The 20,549-nt window shown below is 48.9% G+C and carries 17 protein-coding genes; 8 read left to right on the forward strand and 9 right to left on the reverse strand.

The features are described from left to right. Positions 1 to 141: 141 nt before the first annotated feature. From N774_RS0110555 to N774_RS0110590, 8 genes are all read right to left on the reverse strand, one after another. Positions 142 to 711 (reverse strand): indolepyruvate oxidoreductase subunit beta, encoded by a 570-nt coding sequence (locus tag N774_RS0110555; protein ID WP_024861216.1) that lies wholly within the window; start codon positions 709 to 711, stop codon positions 142 to 144. After that, positions 701 to 2,518 (reverse strand): indolepyruvate ferredoxin oxidoreductase subunit alpha, encoded by a 1,818-nt coding sequence (gene iorA, locus N774_RS0110560; RefSeq protein WP_024861217.1) that lies wholly within the window; start codon positions 2,516 to 2,518, stop codon positions 701 to 703. Before iorA ends, N774_RS0110555 begins: the two co-directional genes overlap by 11 nt. Before the next feature lie 406 nt (positions 2,519 to 2,924). Continuing rightward, positions 2,925 to 3,845 (reverse strand): hypothetical protein, encoded by a 921-nt coding sequence (locus tag N774_RS0110565; protein ID WP_024861218.1) that lies wholly within the window; start codon positions 3,843 to 3,845, stop codon positions 2,925 to 2,927. 10 nt (positions 3,846 to 3,855) lie between these two features. Next, positions 3,856 to 4,341, reverse strand: coding sequence for a hypothetical protein (locus N774_RS0110570; RefSeq protein WP_024861219.1), 486 nt, complete (start codon positions 4,339 to 4,341; stop codon positions 3,856 to 3,858). Beyond that, on the reverse strand, positions 4,338 to 4,808 hold the full coding sequence (locus N774_RS0110575) for a hypothetical protein (protein WP_024861220.1): 471 nt from the start codon (positions 4,806 to 4,808) through the stop codon (positions 4,338 to 4,340). The genes N774_RS0110570 and N774_RS0110575 overlap by 4 nt, the downstream gene beginning before the upstream one ends. 329 nt (positions 4,809 to 5,137) lie before the next feature. Next, on the reverse strand, positions 5,138 to 5,782 hold the full coding sequence (locus N774_RS0110580) for a CDP-alcohol phosphatidyltransferase family protein (RefSeq protein ID WP_024861221.1): 645 nt from the start codon (positions 5,780 to 5,782) through the stop codon (positions 5,138 to 5,140). A gap of 197 nt (positions 5,783 to 5,979) precedes the next feature. Then, positions 5,980 to 8,220: a polyphosphate kinase 1 gene (gene ppk1 / locus N774_RS0110585; protein WP_024861222.1), complete on the reverse strand. Its 2,241-nt coding sequence runs from the start codon at positions 8,218 to 8,220 to the stop codon at positions 5,980 to 5,982. A gap of 46 nt (positions 8,221 to 8,266) precedes the next feature. Continuing rightward, positions 8,267 to 9,187 (reverse strand): uridine kinase family protein, encoded by a 921-nt coding sequence (locus N774_RS0110590; RefSeq protein ID WP_024861223.1) that lies wholly within the window; start codon positions 9,185 to 9,187, stop codon positions 8,267 to 8,269. A gap of 510 nt (positions 9,188 to 9,697) precedes the next feature. Here N774_RS0110590 and N774_RS0110595 point away from each other — a divergent pair. The 3 genes from N774_RS0110595 to N774_RS0110605 all read left to right on the forward strand — a co-directional run bounded on the left by N774_RS0110595 (position 9,698) and on the right by N774_RS0110605 (position 13,186). Then, entirely contained in the window at positions 9,698 to 10,078 is a 381-nt protein-coding gene (locus tag N774_RS0110595) for a hypothetical protein (protein ID WP_024861224.1), read from the forward strand. 537 nt (positions 10,079 to 10,615) lie between these two features. Then, the gene (thrS, locus tag N774_RS0110600; protein ID WP_024861225.1) at positions 10,616 to 12,556 is read left to right on the forward strand and encodes a threonine--tRNA ligase; all 1,941 of its coding nucleotides are present in this window, start codon (positions 10,616 to 10,618) and stop codon (positions 12,554 to 12,556) included. A 105-nt stretch (positions 12,557 to 12,661) separates the two neighbouring features. Beyond that, on the forward strand, positions 12,662 to 13,186 hold the full coding sequence (locus N774_RS0110605; protein WP_024861226.1) for a hypothetical protein: 525 nt from the start codon (positions 12,662 to 12,664) through the stop codon (positions 13,184 to 13,186). Between the two features lie 68 nt (positions 13,187 to 13,254). Here the strand turns inward: N774_RS0110605 and N774_RS0110610 are convergent, their stop codons facing one another. Next, the gene (locus N774_RS0110610) at positions 13,255 to 14,661 is read right to left on the reverse strand and encodes a glycine--tRNA ligase (RefSeq protein ID WP_024861227.1); all 1,407 of its coding nucleotides are present in this window, start codon (positions 14,659 to 14,661) and stop codon (positions 13,255 to 13,257) included. Between the two features lie 301 nt (positions 14,662 to 14,962). Between N774_RS0110610 and N774_RS0110615 the strand changes: the two genes are divergently transcribed. The 5 genes from N774_RS0110615 (at position 14,963) to N774_RS0110635 (ending at position 20,541) form a co-directional block, all read left to right on the forward strand. Then, positions 14,963 to 16,171, forward strand: a complete 1,209-nt coding sequence (locus tag N774_RS0110615) for an ABC transporter substrate-binding protein (RefSeq protein WP_024861228.1) — start codon at positions 14,963 to 14,965, stop codon at positions 16,169 to 16,171. Next, positions 16,158 to 16,976, forward strand: coding sequence for an ABC transporter ATP-binding protein (locus N774_RS0110620; protein WP_024861229.1), 819 nt, complete (start codon positions 16,158 to 16,160; stop codon positions 16,974 to 16,976). The genes N774_RS0110615 and N774_RS0110620 overlap by 14 nt, the downstream gene beginning before the upstream one ends. Then, positions 16,973 to 17,893 (forward strand): ABC transporter permease, encoded by a 921-nt coding sequence (locus N774_RS0110625; RefSeq protein ID WP_024861230.1) that lies wholly within the window; start codon positions 16,973 to 16,975, stop codon positions 17,891 to 17,893. The genes N774_RS0110620 and N774_RS0110625 overlap by 4 nt, the downstream gene beginning before the upstream one ends. Before the next feature lie 475 nt (positions 17,894 to 18,368). Beyond that, positions 18,369 to 19,265 (forward strand): class I SAM-dependent methyltransferase, encoded by an 897-nt coding sequence (locus N774_RS0110630; protein WP_024861231.1) that lies wholly within the window; start codon positions 18,369 to 18,371, stop codon positions 19,263 to 19,265. A 115-nt stretch (positions 19,266 to 19,380) separates the two neighbouring features. Then, positions 19,381 to 20,541 (forward strand): trans-sulfuration enzyme family protein, encoded by a 1,161-nt coding sequence (locus N774_RS0110635; protein WP_024861232.1) that lies wholly within the window; start codon positions 19,381 to 19,383, stop codon positions 20,539 to 20,541. Positions 20,542 to 20,549: the final 8 nt, after the last annotated feature.

Below are 20,549 nucleotides of genomic sequence, written 5' to 3' on the forward strand. Positions count from 1 at the left end.
CTGCCAAAGGCAGCCCCTGCATATTGGTTCATGTTACATTTTTTGATCCGTCCGCGTCAGCGGACACATTCAATTCCTAATTCCGAATTCCGCATTCCGAATTAAGCTAATAGCTAAAGGCTAATGGCTAACGGCTAAGCGTCAGCTCCAGCGGAGCGCCTTTGAGTTCATTTCCACGAACTGAGGCTTTACCGTCTTTTTCATGGTCTCTTCGATATCGTCCACCGAGAAGGGCAGAACGTCGTTGCGGACGGAAGCTCCCAGCATTATCATATTGAGCACCTTCGGGGAGCCTATCTCCTCACATGCCTTAGTGCCGTCAACGAGAAGAACGTTCTTCACATTGCGCCGGAGATAGTCTATCATTTCCTGTCCTGTGTAGTCGGAGCCGCTGAGTGTAGCTGTTACGGGCATTATTGGGTGGGTATTGACTACCACCTGTCCGCCGTCTTTGAGATAGGGAAGCATACGAACTGCCTCCGCAGGCTCGAAGCCGATAATTATATCCGCAGTCTTTTCGGGGAACATGGGGCAGTAAAGATCATCGCCCAGTCTCAGGAAGCTGAAAACGCTTCCGCCCTTCTGAGCCATACCGATAGTCTCGGCGCTCATTACAGGGATATCATGCTCCATGGCAGTAGCTGCTATGAGCTTCGAGGTGAGGACGATACCCTGACCGCCTACGCCGCATATAAGGATATTACTCTGCATCTTCGCCACCTCCTATTGCTCCGAAAGGACATACCTGCGAACAAAGCCCGCAGCCTGTACAGAGAGAATTTTCTATAGTTACACTGCCGTCCCTGAATACGATACCGGGACATCCGAGAGTTTTTATGCACTTCTTGCAGGAGGTACACTTTGCGCTGTCGATAACGGCAGGCTTGTTGCCCTTGATAAGCACAGCGCAGGGAGACTTGAACACGATAGCCTTTACGCCCTTTTCGGCGGAAACACGCTTGACTGTATCGATAGCCTTATTGAGTTCAAGAGGATTTACAGTCTCAACGGTCTTTACGCCCACGCCCTTGAGGACTTCCTGTATGCTTACCTTTTCGACTACCTCACCCATCATGGTGCGGCCTGTGCCCGGGTGCGGCTGATGACCTGTCATGGCAGTTGTGGAGTTGTCGAGGACTACCAGTGTCATATCCGCCTGATTGTACACAGCGTTTACAGCTCCCGTGATAGCAGAAGCGAAGAACGTGGAGTCGCCCACGAATGCAAAGCAGTTTGTATCGGGCTCTATCTTGCCGATACCCTGAGTGATGTTCACGCCTGCGCCCATACAGAGGCAAGTATCAACCATATCAAGAGGCATTGCGTTACCGAGGGTATAGCAGCCGATATCGCCGCAGAATACGGACTTCTTGCCCTTCATTGCTTCCTTTACGGCAAAGAATGAAGCTCTGTGTGGACAGCCTGCACAGAGCACGGGCGGTCTTACGGGAAGTGCAGGGGGAGCTTCCGTTTCAGCAGCGGCAGGCTTCTCCCAGCCCATGAAATCGGCAATATTCACAGCCACAGAAGCGCAGGTGTTCTCGCCAGCGGTCTTTACATGGTGGGTGAGCTTGCCCAGTATCTTGGTATTCAGATGATACTTTCCGCATATGTATGTGAGCTCGCGCTCGATGATGGGGTCAAGCTCCTCGATACAGAGCACCTCGTCAAGTCCCTCGAGGAACTTCACAGCAGCCTGCTCGGGGAAGGGGAAAGGCGTTGACACCTTGAATACTCTCGGAGCGTTCTTTCCGCGGAGAGCTTCCATTACGTAGGTGTAACTGATACCGTGGGTAGCGATACCCCTGCGACAGCCCTTATCACCAGTCTCAGTGATGATATTGCGCTTGTAGTCGGAGAATACCTGAGAGAGCTCCACATTGCGCTCCTCGATATGTATATGTGCATTATAAGAAAGACGGGGGAATATTACCCACTTTGAGGAGTCCTTCACGAAGCCCTCGGGCTTGTTTACCTTGTACTCCTCCTTGTCCTTGACTTCGATAGAAGCGTAGCCGTGACAGACTCTTGTAGTCGGTCTGAAAAGCACGGGAGTATGGTATTTTTCGGAATACTCAAAGGCTTCCTGTATCATGTCATAGGCTTCCTGAACGGACGACGGATCGAAGCAGGGAAGCTTTGAGAATGAAGCGAAATGGCGTGTATCCTGCTCGGTCTGAGAGGATATGGGTCCCGGGTCGTCGGCAACAAGTATGACCATACCGCCCTTGACGCCGATATAAGCAAGGCTCATAAGGGGGTCTGAGGCTACATTGAGTCCCACCTGCTTCATGGTGACCATTGAACGGGCTCCGCTGTAGGCAGCGCCTGCTCCCAGCTCCAGAGCAGCCTTTTCGTTTACCGACCACTCAACGTATATCGAGCCGTCGTTGACCTTTGCGGTGGTTTCAAGCACTTCCGTTGAGGGAGTACCGGGGTAGCCCGAAACAAGGTTCAGACCTGCCGCAACAGCACCGCGGGCAATAGCAGCATTGCCCATTAAAAATTCCTTGTGCATAGTATCTCTCCTAAAAATAGATCAATCCATATTATGATGATTAATGTCAGTACAATAACCGCCTTTCGGCGGTCATTGCGTACACACTAATTATAGCACTCTTAAAATGCAAAGTCAATTCTTAGAACTAAGAGCTAAGAAAAATTCAGATTACACCAAGCAAGGGATTCCAAAGGGACTGTGTTCCTTTGGTCAGGTCAAGGGTTACTCCCCACAGGGTGGGGAGATGTCGCAATGCGACAGAGGGGACGGACCCGATTAGGGGGACAGCCCTTGCAGGGTTTGGAGCAGCGCCCCAATACGTCAGGCGCTTCGCAAGGGGTGAATTTCAAAACAGTCCGGTGGACTGTTTTGAAAAAGGGGACGCCTTGCAAGTGAAGGCGTCCCCTAATAAAAATTTGCGATATTATTCTGTTGTTGTGGGTTCTTCCTCGGGATTGAGGATAATATCCTCGTCGGGTATCTCCTCGGGTGCTGCCGAGAAGTCATACTCTGTGAATTTATCCACCTTTTCGAGTGTTATCTTCATACCCTTTTCATCGTCAAGGCAGAGCTTGTCCCCATTGAGCTTCATGGTAAAGCCCTCATAGTCACGCCACATATAGAGCTGATCCTTTTTGTCGGGCTCCCACTCATAGGAGGAGGTCTCGCCGATTATGGACATTGCGGCGTTGTTGTCCTCGAACACTTCAAGCTTGAATGCCGCATTTATGGGGTATTCGCCCAGTGTCTCGTCATGTATCTCTCCGTCCATATTGACCTCTACAGCTTCCCATCTGCCCATGAAGCCGCTGTAATCAGCCTTGTCCAGACCTTCCTCGGTAGGACGCTCTATCACGGTGAACTTGTTGGTCTTCATGAGATAAATGATAGTACCGTCGTCATAATCGCCGTACCTCATAAGCATCTGTCCCTGCTTTATGGTGCAGTCATAGAAATCGGTAGGACTTGCAAGGTGGAGCACATCATCTCCGTCGATATTGGTTATGCTCCATGCGAAATCGAAGGTATTCTCCTTGCCGTGGGGATTGAGGGCAACTATCATAGTAGCTGTCTTGTCGTCTTTTACCTCCAGCTTTGCAACTGCGCTGAGAGGATAGCCTGCGTACTCGGTCTCATATTCCTCGCCCATTACCAGAGCCTTGTAGGACTCCCACTTGCCGAGGAACTGTTTTCCCTCGTTGTCTATGGGTTCATTGCTTGTAGTGGTCTCGGTCTCGGAAGAGCTTCCGTCGGACGAGCTCTTGGTATTCTTCTTGTCGGAACAGCCGCAGAAAATTCCTGCAAGCAGGACGGCTGATAAGCAAAAACAAATTATTTTTTTCATAATTACTCCTTTATTGTGTGATGCCGAAGTTCTGTATAGCACTTGCAGCACTGTTGAGCAGATCTGTGTCTATTTCCGTAAATTCGTCTACCTTGCTGAGGTATATGGCTGAATCATTTTCTTCCACCACCAGCTCGCCGTCGCGGTAAACGAACTCCATAGTCTGTGTATCCGTTTTTCCCGAGAGGTCTGTGACCTTGAACTGTATCCTGTTTTCCTCGGTCTCTTTCCATCTTATATCAAGGTCGTTATTGGCATTCTGGATAACAGAATTATCAACAGCTGAGTTCCAGACCACCTTGCCGTCCTCGTTTATTTCAAAGCGGAAGATAGCTCCTACGGGTATACCCATGAAGTTGTCTATGGACTCTCCCGAGGCTTCCAGCCTTGTTGCTTCCCATTTTCCGTAATACTTGGGGTCGCGCTTTGCGCCGCAGCCTGCAAGACAGCACATGAGAACTATTGCCGACAGAGTGAGAGCTATTATCTTTTTCATGCTTCGGAGCCCTCCCTTGGAGTGAATTTATTTACCTTTGCAAGGTATATGTCGAGAGTACCCTCTTCTGTGGCTTTTTTCGTTACAAGGTCGCAGCCGAGGAAGTCATAGTACTCGGTGAACTCTCCCTTTTCCTCATAAAGTATCTTCACGCCGCCGTCGGGAGTGACCTCCCAGCTGACCTGCTGCTTGTTATCGTCAGCGTCCCAGTAGACGCCGCTCCCGTCGTCAGCCAGCTCATAGCGGTTATAGGTGATATCGGTCTTGTCCCTCTCCTTGCCGTCAAGGTACTCCCTTGAAGTCTCCCACTTTCCTGTGGTCTGGGTCTTGCGCTCCTTGACAGGGACATTGTTTACAGTTTCAACAGACGCCTTTATCCCGCTTTTTGAAGCAGGACGGCTCCCGCACGAAGCTCCGCAGACAGCAAGCACTGCCGCAGCGCATATGCAGAAAAGCTGCTTTTTCATATATCCTATCCTTTCACGTAATATCTTGATAATTTGTATTATACATTAATTTTTATCCGTTGTAAAGTCTTTTTTTGCTAAAAGGCAGCGTGACGCTGCACCCTTGCCACGCTGTCGCTCGTAAACTCGCTCACTCTATACATTAACGATACTCTGCTTTCGCTTACAGCACATTTTGAATGAAATTGACAAATCTCTATGCACTGATCACTAATAACTAATCACTCGCGTTCCCTCTGCCGTTTGTTTCACGCGCTTACAGCAAATAATGAAAGCGACAGAGGGGACGCCCTCATCTGCAAGGCGTCCCCTGATAAAACTGAAGCTTATTATTTGGTTTTGGTCTTATAGAGCATCCATATGAGCTCCACAACGCCGATCCCGATGAAGCACAGCATGGTCTTCATGCTCGGCTTTTTCACCTTGAATCGGGTGATGAAAGCGATAGCGATGAGCAGCAGTGCTCCGCCGTAGACCTCCGGGAACCAGTCTCCGCCGATGTCCTTGTGGAAGCTGTACAGCAGCGGTATTATCAGCGCAACGCTGGTAACGGGCAGACCCTCATAGACCTTTCGGTTCTCGGCAGTCTTTTTCTGACGCTCCTCCTCGGCTACATTGAAGTAGGCAAGTCTTATGACAGCGCACAGCGGGAAAAGTACAAGGATAGGCAGATCACACCAGTCCTTCATGCCCACTGAATAGCCTATTACTGCGGGAAGAACTCCGAAGCAGACAGCGTCGCAGAGAGAGTCTATCTGTATGCCGAATTTTTTCTCGCTCTCGGTACGGTCTTTTTTTGTACGGGCAACCTTACCGTCAAACATATCACACAGACCCGACACCATAAGGCATATTATGGCATATTCGGGGTGAGGTCTCGTGCCGCCGTAGCCGACTGCGAAAAGCATGCCGATAACGGAAGAAACGAGGCTCATATATGTAAGAATAACCGTATAGTTATAATATCCAATCATTTATCAAAACCTCAGACAGCTTAATTACCTGATTATTATATCACAAAAAACGTTGTTTTTCAAGTGTTTTCTTATGGAAAGATTTTTTTGTGTATTCCCCGACTTTTGGCGGAGAATAGGCTGTTTCTGCAAGTATCGCCTCTCAGGCGGCGTATGTAAAATATGGATTTTTTGTTAATTTTTTCGCAGATATGCGGTCATTTGGTCTTTTTCGGTCTGCCGCGCTTTGCGGGAGCCTTTTCAGGCTTTTCGGGAGCTGTCTTTGCAGGCTTTCTTCCTGCGGTCTTTCTGGCGGGAGCTTTCTTCGCGGGAGCCTTCTTTTCGGCGCTCTTTTCGCGGTTCCTGCGGAGCTGCTCCTTGCGTGAGCTCTTGTCCTCAAGGCGCTTGTAAGCCTCTGCGTAGAAGTATTCCTGCGAATTGAAAGGAACGTCGGAATTTCTGCGCTCGCGGATATATTTTCCGTCGCTGAGCATTATCCTTGCCTTTGTGTTGTCCCGCATAAATATGCTGAACATCTCGCGGATACGCTTTCTCAGGCGCTCGTCCTCAATGGGAGCAGCCACCTCTACGCGGCGGATAGTATTTCTGCTCATATAGTCGGCTGAGCCGATATAGATCTTCTGGTCGGGACCGTCCGCACCGAAAATGAAGATACGGCTGTGTTCAAGGAAGCGTCCCACTATACTGCGGACGGTTATATTCTCGGTATAGCCCTGAACTCCTGCAATAAGGCAGCACAGTCCGCGGACTATGAGTTCCACCTTGACGCCTGCCTGCGAAGCTTCAATAAGCTTTGTGATAATGGCGAAGTCGTTGAGAGAGTTTATCTTTGCAGCTATATAGCCATTTCCGCCGTTCTTGGCGATAGCTATCTGCTGATCCATCATGTCCAGCACCTGTGGCCTCAGTGCAAGAGGAGACACAAGGAGCTTTTTGGTGTTTTCCACGAAGGTGCCGTTCTGCAGAGCATCGAATACAGCCTCTGCGTCGGCAGCAATGTCCCTGTCGGCAGTGAGCAGCATCATATCAGTGTAAAGAGCAGCAGTCTTTTCGTTATAGTTGCCCGTGCCTATCTGCGTCACGTAGTCGAAGCTGCCGCCCTGCGCCTTGCGTGTGATGAGCAGGAGCTTTGAGTGAGCCTTGAACTCCTTGGGACCGTAAATGACATTTACGCCTGCCTCCTGCAGATGCTTTGACCATTCTATATTGTTTTCCTCGTCAAATCGGGCGCGGAGCTCTATCATGACAAGGACGTCCTTGCCGTTTTCGGCAGCGGTGCACAGTGCGTCTATGACCTTGCTGTTTCGTGCAAGACGGTAGAGTGTTATCTTTATGGAAGTAACCTTGGGGTCGTTGGCAGACTCCTGCAGGAGTCTGATAAACGACTGGTTCATGGACTCAAAGGGGAAGCTCAGCAGTATATCCTTTGATTTTACCTGCGAGAACACAGTCCTTGTATCCGACAGAGCCGCAGGCTTCCGCGGTGTGCGAAGTATATAGTGGAGCTTGGGATCCTCGTCGTTTTCCTGCAATGTGAACAGGAAAGACAGGTCGAGGGGTATCCTCGATGTGAACACGCGGACGTTTTTCAGCTTCAGCTTCTTGCAGAGGTAGTCCAGTGCATCGCGGCTGAAAACGTCTGACATCTCAAGGCGCATAGGCTCCAGCTTCTTGCGCTTGTCGACCAGCTCCTCCATGCGTCTGCGGAACTCGGGACCTGTTCCCGAAGCGGTGATAGCGGCGCTTCTGGTGACTCTTATGAGAGCACGGTCAATGACCTTATAGTTCTTGAACATCTGGTGAGCGAAGTGGAGAATGACCTCCTCAGCAAGGATAAAGCGCTTGCCGTCGTTGCCCAGACTTATCATACGCTCGGAGCGGTTGATAGTGGCAGGTATCAGACCTATGGATATGCCCTTTTTCGAGCCCAGCTGCACTACGGCGTATATCTCCTTGTTCTGTAAAAAGGGGAAAGGCAGGGCGTCATTGATGACTATGCCCGAGATAAAGGGCATAAGCTCACGCTTGAAGTACAGCTCCAGCTGAGCCAGCTCCTCCTTTGACATTTTATCAAAGGAAGCGTGCTCATAGCCGAATTCCGCCAGCTCGCTCATGGTGGTGAGAAAAGCTCCCTCTACAGAGGGCTGTAATCTGCGGACTGCTGTGAATATGGCGTCAAGCTGCTGTGCGGGAGTCATACCCGAGAATTTGTCGGGCTTTGCCTTTTTGTCCTTTGCCTTTTCTGTCAAAGAGCCCACTCTGACCATGAAAAATTCGTCAAGGTTGCTCTGATATATAGCTGAGAAAGATATCCTTTCAAGGAGAGGCGTGTCGGGATCGACAGCCTCTTCAAGGACTCTTTTATTGAATTTGAGCCAAGAAAGCTCTCTGTTTTCCATGTATTCCATATTGTTCTCCTGTTTTTTTGTTTTTTGCATGGCACGAATTATGTGTCCTCTAAGCTAATAGCTAATGGCTAATGGCTCAATACTTGAATTGTCCGTGTCCTATGAATTCACATATGAGGGAATCGGGAGTGATATCCGCCTTGTCAATGGGCGTGAGCTGCTCCAGTACGTTTATGCACTCCTTTATCTCGGGAACGTCGGAAAGCTCCTCCAGCTGTGTGAGCAGGTCGTTGCGGTACGCCGACAGCTCATAGGACATAAAGGTGTCCACGTCGTAGTCCGAGCGGTACTTGTAGGGCATTATATACTTGTTCTCGCCCGCTTCAACGCTGTGGAACATATTCATGGTCTCGCGGAGAGAACGCTTGCGGAAGTTCCTGTCCCGTATCATTCGGCGCATGAGCCTTACCCTTGACGGGTGGAGAAGTATGCCCTCTCCCGATATTCTGGTGCGGACACTGACGTATATCTTGCTTATCATGCTGTCGGGAACGGTGATGACAGCGGGATTGAGAGCGTGGATACCCTCAAAGATGACTATCTCGCCCTCGTTGCGCTTGAATTTCCTGCCCGAGCCTGTACGGGTAGAGGTCTTGAAATCGTATTTGGGAAGCTCTATCTCGCGGCAGGCGCTGATAGCCTCTATCTGCTGGTTCAGGAGCTGGTTGTCAACGCGGAGAGGAGACTCCAAGTCCATTTTGCCCTCTGCCGCCAGAGCCTTTTCGGCTTCCGTCAGCGGACAGAACCAGTTGTCCATGGAAAGGGTATGGGTCTCGTGTCCCATATCGTCAAGGAGCTTTTCTATCATCATAGCCGTTGTGGTCTTGCCAGAGCCCGAGGGTCCTGACAGGAGTATTACAGGCTTTTCGTTGTGGTTTTCCGCTATATCGTTGGCTATCTGCGTCAGCTTGTACATATAGTCCTCATTGACTGCCCTTACGAATTCCTTTGGGTCTTTTTCTATTCCCTGATTTATTCTTGCTATCTCAATATTCATGTATATCTCCCTTATGCACGGTATATGAAGCATTGTAAATGTTTTTATGCCTCATTGTAAACCATTCTATAATATGTAATAACAGTATATCACATTTTTTCGCATATTTCAACCCGTAATTTTGTAGTTTTTAACGTTGTTTTCAACAGACTGTTTAATCGCGTGCGGAAAACTGCGGATAATCCAACATTTCAAATTTTCCCTCTTGACAAATAGTAAAATTTGTGCTAAGATAATTGTACAATATTACGAAAAACGTTGATGAGGAAGGCTTTTTCCATGCCGTTTCAGAGAGCAGCCGCAGGGTGCGAGGCTGCACGGTGGGGAATATTCAGCACACCGCCTCTGAGTGCGCCCAATAAGCGTCGGGAGCTCCCGTTACAGAGCACTTGAGATACGGAGAAAGCTCCGTGTGAATCAGGGTGGAACCACGGTCATCATCGTCCCTTGTGCCTATTTACAGGCGTAAGGGGCTTTTTTGTTATTTTTTCTTCGGGGAGGTGAGAGCGTTTGAGCAATATCAGCTACAATAAGCAGGAGGAAGCCTTCGAGCTGCCCTATAAGCTCTGGGGCGAGACCATGACAGTCCGCTTCTACGTTGACGACGAGAAGCAGATCATGGATAACCTCTCCTCTATAGCCAAAAAGCTGGCAAAGCTGGACGGCAGCCGCCGACAGCTGGCTGAGATAATAATAGACGAGGGCTACTATGAGGGCGCCGATCCCGATGCACTGGCTAAGCTGCTGGAGCTCCGCAACGTCCATATAGACCTTGACGACGGAGACATTATCGTGTGCTTCGATACGGGCACCCATGACGGCTATATGCAGGGCTTCGTGTATGTGGAGCTCTTCGCGGATATGTTCGAGGTAACAGGCTGGGCGGATTAATGGATACGCCCGTTCGTAAGGATATATGCCTCGATGATTACGATTATTCCCGTAACGGCGCGTATTTCGTGACAATATGCACATGTGACAAGAAATTTTTATTTTGGAATAATTACGTTATTCGCCGTGTAGGTGCCGCCTTTGGCGGTCCGCATGAGAAAATAACACTAACGTAATACGGAAAAATCGTAAAAGATGAATTAAAGAAAATTCCTTCGATCTATCCCGATATTGTGTTTATTCCAAAATTCGTTATTATGCCAAACCACATACATTTAATTATTGTATTGAATTCGTTTTCAGAGGGCGGACCGCCAAATGCGGCCCCTACAATCGGAAGAATCATCAATAAATTCAAAGGGGCGGTATCCAAATAATCAGGTTTTAAGGTTTGGCAAAAATCGTTTTACGACCGCGTATTGCGCAATGATCTTGAATATCGCGGCGCATGGCAATACATCGAAAACAATCCCGCAAACTGGGAAAGCGATGAATTATTCAGTAAAGAATAAAATTATTATATAAGGAGAGATCATCATGATCAAATTAACATTACCTGACGGCAGCGTTCGCGAGCTCGAAGCTGCACAGTCAGCAGCAGACGTGATCAAGGGCATAGGCATGGGACTTTTTAAGGCTGCATGCTGCGTAAAGATAAACGGCGAGGTCTGTGACCTCCGCACCGTTATCGACAGCGACTGCAAGTTTGAGGTATGCACCTTTGACAGCCTTGACGGCAAGAAGACCTTCTGGCACACAGCTTCGCATATCCTTGCACAGGCTGTAAAGAGACTTTACCCTGCTGCAAAGCTGGCTATCGGTCCTGCTATCGACAACGGCTTCTACTATGACTTCGACCTGGAAAAGCCTTTCACTCCCGAGGAGCTTGAAAAAATCGAGGGCGAGATGAAGAAGATAGTCAAGGAGGGTCTTGAGCTTGAAAAGTTCGAGCTCTCACCTGCTGACGCTATCGCTAAGCTGAAAGAAATGGACGAGCCCTACAAGGTAGAGCTCTGCGAGGAACACGTTGACAAGGGCGAGCCTATCTCATTCTACAAGCAGGGCGAGTTCATCGACCTCTGCGCAGGTCCTCATCTTATGGACACAGCTCCCGTAAAGGCATTCAAGCTCCTTTCATGTACAGGTGCTTACTGGCGCGGCAACGAGAACAACAAGATGCTCAGCCGTGTATATGCTATCGCATTCCCCAAGGCTTCACAGCTTGACGAGTATGTAAAGATGATCGAGGAAGCTAAGCTCCGCGACCACAAGAAGCTGGGCAAGGAGCAGGCTCTCTTCATGTTCGACCACACAGCTCCGGGTATGCCTTACTGGCTCCCAAGAGGCTGGAAGCTCTTCAACGCACTCCTTGAATACTGGAGAGGCGTTCACGAGGATCACGGCTATACCGAAATTTCAGGTCCTGTTCTTTCCAAGAAAGAGCTCTGGGTTACATCAGGTCACTGGGACCACTATCAGGACGGTATGTTCGTTATACCTGCTGAGGAGGACAACGAGGTATACTGCGCTAAGCCTATGAACTGCCCCAACGCTATCAAGGTTTACATGAACAAGCAGCGCTCTTACAAGGAGCTTCCCCTTAAATTCAATCAGGTAGACGTTATCCACCGTAAGGAGAAGTCAGGCGAGCTCAACGGTCTCTTCCGCGTTCAGCAGTTCAGACAGGACGACGCTCATATCCTTGTTACTGAGGAGCAGATAGCTTCCGAGATAAACGATATCATGGACATCGCTACAGAGATGTACAATACATTCGGTCTTACCTACAAGGCTGAGCTCTCAACTCGTCCCGACGACTACATGGGAGATATCAACGTATGGAACAAGGCTGAGGCTGACCTCAAGGCTATCCTGGAGGACAAGTACGGTCCCGACGGATACGAGCTCAATGAGGGCGACGGCGCATTCTACGGTCCTAAGATCGACCTCAAAATGAAGGACGCTATCGGACGTGAGTGGCAGATGGGTACTATCCAGCTGGACTTCCAGCTCCCGCTGAACTTCAAGATGAAGTACATCGCTTCCGACGGCTCCGAAAAGCAGCCTGTAATGATACACCGTGCTATATTCGGTTCATTCGAGAGATTCATCGGTATCATCACCGAGAACTTCGCAGGCGCATTCCCGTTCTGGCTCTCACCTATGCAGGTAGGTATCGTTCCTATCAGAACAGACCACAATGAGTACGCTAAAAAGGTAGCAGACCTCCTCAAGAAGAACCGCATCAGAGCCGAGGTTGACTACACTGACGACAACATGAAGAACAAGATCAGAAAGTTCAAGGACTTCAAGGATCCATATGTTGTTATCATCGGTGACAGCGAGGCTGAGAACGAGCAGGTTTCTATCAATATCCGTGGCAACAAGCAGCTGAAAAACGTTCCTCTGGACAAGTTCATCGAAATGTGCCGCACAATGAACGAGGAACATTCTCTCGATATCATCGACACACTGTAATTAATGCGTAATTGTAGGGGCGCCGTTTCGGCGCCCGTGCCTTACGATGATATTATCACGGGCGGATAATATCCGCCCCTACATAAAAAGAACGGAGGGAATTTTATGAACGAGCTTTGCAAGATAATCAAAGATATGGTAGTACCCAACTTTATGAACATAAGGACTTCACTGCGAACTTACGACCGTGACGCCCTGTGCTGCGGAGCTCCCTGCTGGCGCTGGGCTTATCACGCTATACACTCGGCGGACAAGTGGTTCATAAATCCCTGTGTTTACGATGAACCGCCTTTCCACGAGGAGGGACTGGACAATCCCGACAAGCCTGCAAAAGTCGTCCTTTCAGATGAGCAGCTCCTTGAATATCTGGACGCAGTCGAGAAGAAAACTCTCGATTATATCGATACTCTCACGGACGAAATGCTCTATGAATGTCCCGAAAACTGTGAGCATACGCGAATGGAGCTGGTACTGAGACAGTTCAGGCATATCTCGTTCCATACGGGAATGTTGAACGGGCAGACGGCACTGGCTACGGGGAAATTCCCCATGTGGGTATCACAGGCTGATAAATACGTCGATGACGGCATATTCTTCGGCAGATACCGCAAGGGACAGGTCACAAAATAATAAAAGGACACCTTCGGGTGTCCTTTTTAATTCATAATTACACGGGCGCCGAAACGGCACCCCTACACTCAGAACTGCATTTTTGCTTCGAGGTATGCAACGAGGTCGTTGATGTTTACGCGCTCCTGCTGCATTGTGTCACGGTCACGGACTGTTACGCAGTTATCCTTTTCAAGTGTATCGAAGTCGTATGTGATACAGAAAGGTGTACCTATCTCGTCCTGACGGCGGTATCTCTTACCGATAGTACCTGCCTCGTCGAAGTCTACCATGAACTTCTTGGAGAGCATGTCGTATACTTCCTCAGCCTTTGGTGTGAGCTTCTTAACGAGAGGAAGCACAGCAGCCTTGAAAGGAGCAAGTGCAGGGTGGAAGTGCATAACAGTTCTTGTCTCTCTCTTCTCCTTGCCGTCCTTGTCTGTGGAAACCATTTCTTCCTCGTCGTAAGCCTCTGTTACTACTGAGAGGAAGAGTCTCTCAACGCCGAGAGACGGCTCGATAACGTATGGGATATACTTCTCGTTTGTCTCGGGGTCGAAGTATTCGAGGGACTTGCCGCTGGTGTTGATGTGCTGTGTCAGGTCGTAGTCAGTTCTGTCTGCAACGCCCCAGAGCTCGCCCCAGCCGAATGGGAAGAGGTACTCGAAGTCTGTTGTAGCCTTTGAATAGAAGCAGAGCTCCTCCTGATCGTGGTCGCGGAGACGGATATTCTCCTCCTTGAGACCCAGTGAGAGCAGGAAGTTCTTGCAGTAGCTTCTCCAGTAGTCGAACCACTCAAGGTCTGTACCCGGCTTGCAGAAGAACTCAAGCTCCATCTGCTCGAACTCACGTACACGGAAGATGAAGTTGCCGGGTGTTATCTCGTTACGGAAGGACTTACCTACCTGTGCAACGCCGAAAGGAACCTTTTTACGTGTAGTCCTCTGGATATTAGCGAAGTTTACAAAGATACCCTGTGCAGTCTCGGGGCGGAGATAGAGCTCGGACTTGCTGTCCTCAGTAACGCCCTGGAACGTCTTGAACATAAGGTTGAACTGGCGGATATCTGTGAAGTTCTGCTTGCCGCAGTTAGGGCAGGTAATGCCCTTTTCCTTGATGTAGTTCATCATCTGCTCGTTGGACCAGCCTGCAACGTTAGTGCCGTCGAAGTCCTCGATGAGATTGTCTGCACGGTGACGTGTCTTACACTCCTTACAGTCCATGAGAGGGTCTGAGAAGCCGCCGATATGTCCCGAAGCCACCCATGTCTGTGGATTCATGAGGATAGCGGAGTCAAGACCAACGTTGTACTTGTTCTCCTGAACGAACTTCTTCATCCAAGCTCTCTTGATGTTGTTCTTCAGCTCAACGCCGAGAGGACCGTAGTCCCATGTATTTGCAAGACCGCCGTAAATTTCAGAGCCGGGGTATACAAAGCCCTTTGACTTACAAAGGTCAACTATCTTGTCCATTACTTTTTCATTGTTTTTAAGCATAATAAGCAACCTCGCTTCTATTATTTATATAGTTACATTATATTGTAACTCAAACGGTGAAAAAAGTCAAGGGCTATAATGATTTATGGAGCGTTTTCGTTATAGGCTGCGTCTATAAATAATGATAATCCTTTCGTATTGGACAAAAGCCTATCAGTATGATATGATTAGTATGCAAACAAAAACAAGGAGTGAACAGAACATGAGAAATTACAGACATATCACCAATTCGGAGCGAATGCGATGCTGCATCTGATACGTCCGAATGAATATTAAGTTTTAAGTTTGAAAGGTGATAAATATGAATAACAAGGCTAAATTTATTTCTATACTGGCAGCGGTTTCGCTGCTCACAGGCTGCGGAGCTTTAAACAACAGCTCACAGGATCCGGAATCAAACACAGAGGCTAAGACAGCAGTTCAGGCAGGAGCTTCTGCTCCCACAGAGGAAAAGGACTGTTGTAAGGACGGAGAAAAGGACTGCTGCAAGGACGGCGTGGCTGACTGCTGCGGCGACAGTGCAGAGGCAGTTCTCGGCAAGCCAGAAAAGACCGACATCAACATCGGCTACCTGAACTCTACAGCACATCTCCTCGCATTCGTTGCTCAGGAGGAGGGCTACTTCAAGGAAGAGGGACTTAAAGTCACACTCACACAGTTCTCCAGCGCGGCTGAGCTGGTAAACGGACTTGAATCCGACAAGCTTGACGTTGCATTCATTGGTTCGGTACCAACACTTACTTTCCAGAGTCAGGGACATGACGTTTCAATATTCGGCGGAGCAATGACAAACGGTCACGGCTACGTTATCAAATCCGAATTCGCAGACAAGGACGAGCTTGGTGTTGAAGTATTAAAGGGCAGGAACGTTGCTTCCGTAAAGAACAGCGTTCAGGACGCAGAGCTCCAGATACTTCTGAAGAATGCCCACATCGAAATAGGCGAGGGCGCTGACAAGGTGAACATCGTTTACTTCGACAGCCAGAAGGACGCTTATGCAGCACTTCTCAACAGCTCTATCGACGCAGCTTCCGTATATTCGCCCTACGCTTCGCTTGCAAAGTCTCAGGGCTACAAGGTAGTTTACTACTGCGCACACGAAAAGGCTCTTGAAAATCAGCCTTGCTGCCGTCAGGTAGCCAAGACATCAGCTCTCAATGACAGCCCCAATACATTCACAGCTGTTGAGAGAGCATTCATAAAAGCTTATCACTTCACACAGTCCGACCATGACAAGACCATCAAGGACGTTAAGAAGTACATCGACATTGACGAGGAGTTCATAGACACAGAGGTTTACGGCGGATACAGCGTATCAAGCCCCGATCCTGACAAGCAGGGTACTCTCACTCTTAAAGATACTATCATAGAACTTGGATATACAAACGATTACGACATCGAGCCATACTACAACACAGACATCTACAAAAAGGCTCTTGACAGTATCTTGGCTGAGAACTCCGATGATATCTACAAATCATTAGAGGAGCATTTCAATGACTACGAATAAGATAGAAATAAAAGACCTTACCGTAAATTACATAGAAAACAAGCGCAGCTTCAACGCACTCCACGACGTTTCATTCGGAGTTGCCGACGGCGAGTTCGTAAGCGTTATCGGTGCAAGCGGCTGCGGCAAATCAACTCTGCTCAGTGTGCTGGAGGGGCTCTATGCCCCTGCCGGCGGCACAGTACAGATAGACGGCAAGGAGCTTCACGGCACAGGTACAGAGCGCGGAGTCGTTTTCCAGCACTATTCGCTGTTCCCGTGGATGACCACAAGAAAGAACATCGAGTTCGGCATAAAGCAGTCCAGACACGATGTAAAGCGCAGTGAACGCGCCAAGATAGCAGACGAATTCCTCACAAAGGTAGGACTTACAGGCTTCGGCAATAAGTTCCCCTCACAGCTCTCGGGCGGTATGCAGCAGAGAGCAGCTATTGCAAGAGCTCTTGCAATGGATACCGAGATACTTCTCATGGACGAACCGTTCAGCGCTATCGACGCCAAGAACCGCGTTATATTGCAGGAGCTTCTCCTTAAACTCTGGGAGGGCGACGGCTCAGAGCCCCGCAAGACTGTTGTATTCGTTACTCACGATATCGACGAGGCTATACTTCTTTCCGATAAGATAGTAGTTCTCACAGCTCACCCCGGTACAGTAAACGAAGTGGTAAAGGTACCCTTCGACCGTCCACGCAGACGTGAGGATTTGGTCAAGACCGATGAGTACGGCAAGTTCAGAAACAGACTGCTCTCACTTCTTTACAATGACATTGCCGAACGCATCGGCGGAGATGAGGTGGTACTATGACGCTTAAAAAACGCTATCTCCGTATCACACACCTGCTGTTCATAGCACTTCTGCTTATACAGCTTCTCCCCGACAAGTCCACAAAGGAAGTTTTCACAGGCTCACTTATAGCCTTTGCAGTGGGACTTGAAGTCATCGTGCTTGCAGCCTCCTCATTCATCAAAAAAGAGGAAAGCCTGTCACTTCTCCTTGATATCACGGGCTTTGTGTTCGTACTTCTGGGAGTATGGTCACTGGCTACTGCAAAGTACAATATACTCAACGACCTGCTTTTCCCTGCACCCGGCAAGGTGATACACCAGTTCACCGAGGACAGATCGGCTATATTCACCAATATAGTAAGTTCCCTCGGCACAACGATCAAGGGCTTCCTTATCGCGGCTGCCGTTGCAATACCTCTGGGACTTTTCATCGGCTGGAGCGCAAGAGTAGGCGGAGCTGCCACATACATCACAAAGTTTTTCAGCTCAATTCCGCCTATAGTTTACATACCCTACGGTATCGCACTTCTCCCCACATTCAAGTCCGTATCCGTATTCGTTATCTTCCTTGCAACATTCTGGCCTGTATTCGCAGGTACAATGAGCGGTGTTCTCGGAGTTGACAAGAGAATAATCGACTCGGCAAAGGTGCTCAACGTAAGCAAGCCCGAAATGCTGTTCAGAGTTATTCTTCCCGCTTCCCTGCAGCAGATATTCCTTGGCTGCAATCAGGGTCTGAGCGTGTCCTTCATACTTCTCACATCGGCTGAGATGATAGGCGCACGCGACGGAATGGGCTATTATGTGAAGTACTACTCCGACTTCGGAGACTACACCAGAACTATCACAGGACTTCTCGTTATCGGTTTTGTTGTAATTGCAGTTACATTCCTGTTCAACAAGCTTCAGAATCGACTGCTTCGCTGGAAACACTGAAATATGCCAAAGGACTTTTAGTTCTTTGGCTTTTTTGCTGCGTAAGGCGCGGACTGCCAAAGGCAGCCCCTACACATAGTTCTTAGCTCTTAGTTCTCATACTAATGGCTAACGGCGCGGGACGTCGAGGACGCCGTCCCCTACAATACATAATCTACAAAGACTATAAGAATAATAGGATAATTCTATAACTATCGCCGAATATAGCCCGAACCTATTGACAATCATTGGGTTATATGCTATAATTCATATAGTTCCGATAGGAATATAGAGTATTTATGAAAAGGAGTGCTGGACATGAGAACTAATATGATGTGTTGTATGCAGTGTTGTTGTATGAGCTTATCAACCGATATCCGTATTCTGCATACTTATGCTCAGCGATGTTGCGTCATCTCCTGACTTTAAGCGAGTAAATTGTTATGCGCAGAATGCGAATGTCATTCTGCGCATTTTTTGTTATGGAGAGGTCACTATGGTAAATGAAAGAGAAAGCGTAACCGCTAAGATATGCGCATTTGTGAGAGCATGGCACTCAAACAGGTCGCGCCAGAAGATATACGACGATTACCTTGCCTACGATATGCTTGGCAAGGAGGAATACGACAGCATATACGAGCTAATCAGCAGCGGACTTGACGGTTCGCAGATGTTCTCCCGCGAGGACACCGAGCAGATAATCAGCGAATACTTCGCTCCCATACCGCTGTCGAGGATACACTTCAACGAGAGCAGGCTTGCGGACTTCGCAAAGGAAAACGGAAAGGTCCAGTACGTCATATGCGGCGCAGGCTCGGACACATTTGCATTCCGCAACGACAACGAGGATATCGAGGTATTTGAAATAGACCACCCCGACACTCAGCGCTACAAGCTTGAAAAAATACGGGAGCTTGAATGGAATATCCGCTCAAACGTACACTATGTACCCGTTGATTTCGAGAAAGAGCGAATGTGCGGCAAGCTTCTTGAAGCAGGCTTTGACCCGTCGAAAAAGACATTTTTCAGCATACTGGGAGTAACCTACTACCTGACGCTGGACGTGTTCACGGATACCCTCAGTCAAATGGCTGAGCTCTCTGCACTGGGAAGCGCTGTGGTGTTCGATTATCCCATTAAAACGGGGGAATTTCCACGCAGAGTTGAAAGACTTGAGCTTATGACGGAAGCTCTCGGAGAGGTCATGCGGGGCGGCTACGATTACAGTGAGGTCTCCCGTGCACTGTACTCACTGGGCTTCCAGATAGACACATATATGCCCCCCGAAAAGGTACAGAAGGAGTACTTCGACGGACGTCAGGACGACCTGAAAGCATTTGAAAACGTGAGCCTGATATCGGCTGCCTACACCGCAGGCTATGACTATAAATAGTTGAGAGTTTGTTATAGACAGACGGCAATGATATTTAAATAAGTCCGCAAAGCGGACACATAAACTCTCAATTCTCAACTCTAAACTCTCAACTCAATTAAAAAGGAGAATTATTATGAGTAACTATAAAAATACAGAAACCACACTTATCCACGGAGGTATCTCCATTGACGAGCGCACAGGCGCAGTAAATGTGCCTATATATCAGACCTCCACTTACAAGCAGGACGGTCTCGGAAAAATGCGCGGCTATGAGTACTCACGCACAGGCAACCCCACCCGTGAGGCTCTCGAAGCTCTCATCAGAGATTTAGAGGGCGGCTATGCAGGCTTTGCTTTCGGCTCGGGAATGGCTGCACTCACAGCAGTTCTCAGCCTGCTCCACAGCGGCGACAGAGTGCTTATTTCCAGCAATGTTTACGGCGGAACATTCCGTCTGCTGAGCAAGGTCTTCGACCACTTTGACTTCACCTACACCATTGCCGATACCGAGCACCCCGACGTTTACGAGAGCCAGATAACCGACGATGTAAAGGCAGTCATCATCGAGAGCCCTGCTAATCCCCTTATGACCATTACCGATATCAGGGCGATCGCAGAGATATCCCACAGACACGGACTTCTCGTTATCGTGGACAACACATTCATGACGCCATATCTCCAGAAGCCCCTTGAACTGGGCGCAGATATAGTCGTACACAGCGCTACAAAGTATCTCGGCGGTCACAGCGACGTTGTATCGGGACTTGCAGTGGTAAATACTCCCGAGCTTGCCGAGAAGATCGCTTTCATTCAGAACTCCACAGGCGGAGTTCTCGGACCATTCGATTCATTCCTGCTTATCCGCGGCATAAAGACTCTTGCAGTCCGCATGGACAGACACGTTGAGAATGCAGAGACAGTGGCAAAGCTCCTCGTGAACCACAAGGCCGTGAAGAACGTCTACTACCCCGGACTTGAAAGCGACAAGGGCTATGAGATCAACAAAAAGCAGGCCAAGAACGGCGGTGCGATGATCTCCTTTGAGCTCAATGAGAACTACGACATAAACACTTTCTTCGAGAGCCTTGAGCTTATATCCCTCGCTGAGAGTCTTGGCGGCGTGGAGTCCCTTGTATGCCACCCCTCCACAATGACTCACGCTTCCATTCCTGCTGATATCCGCAAGAAAGTGGGCATCACAGACGGACTTATCCGACTTTCCGTTGGTATCGAGAATATTGAGGATATTATTGCGGATATTGAACAGGCTATTGCAAAATCCGAGAGAAAGTGAGATAATAG

Source organism: Ruminococcus flavefaciens AE3010, from assembly GCF_000526795.1.
In the GTDB taxonomy this organism is placed as follows: Bacteria; Bacillota; Clostridia; order Oscillospirales; family Ruminococcaceae; genus Ruminococcus; species Ruminococcus flavefaciens_D.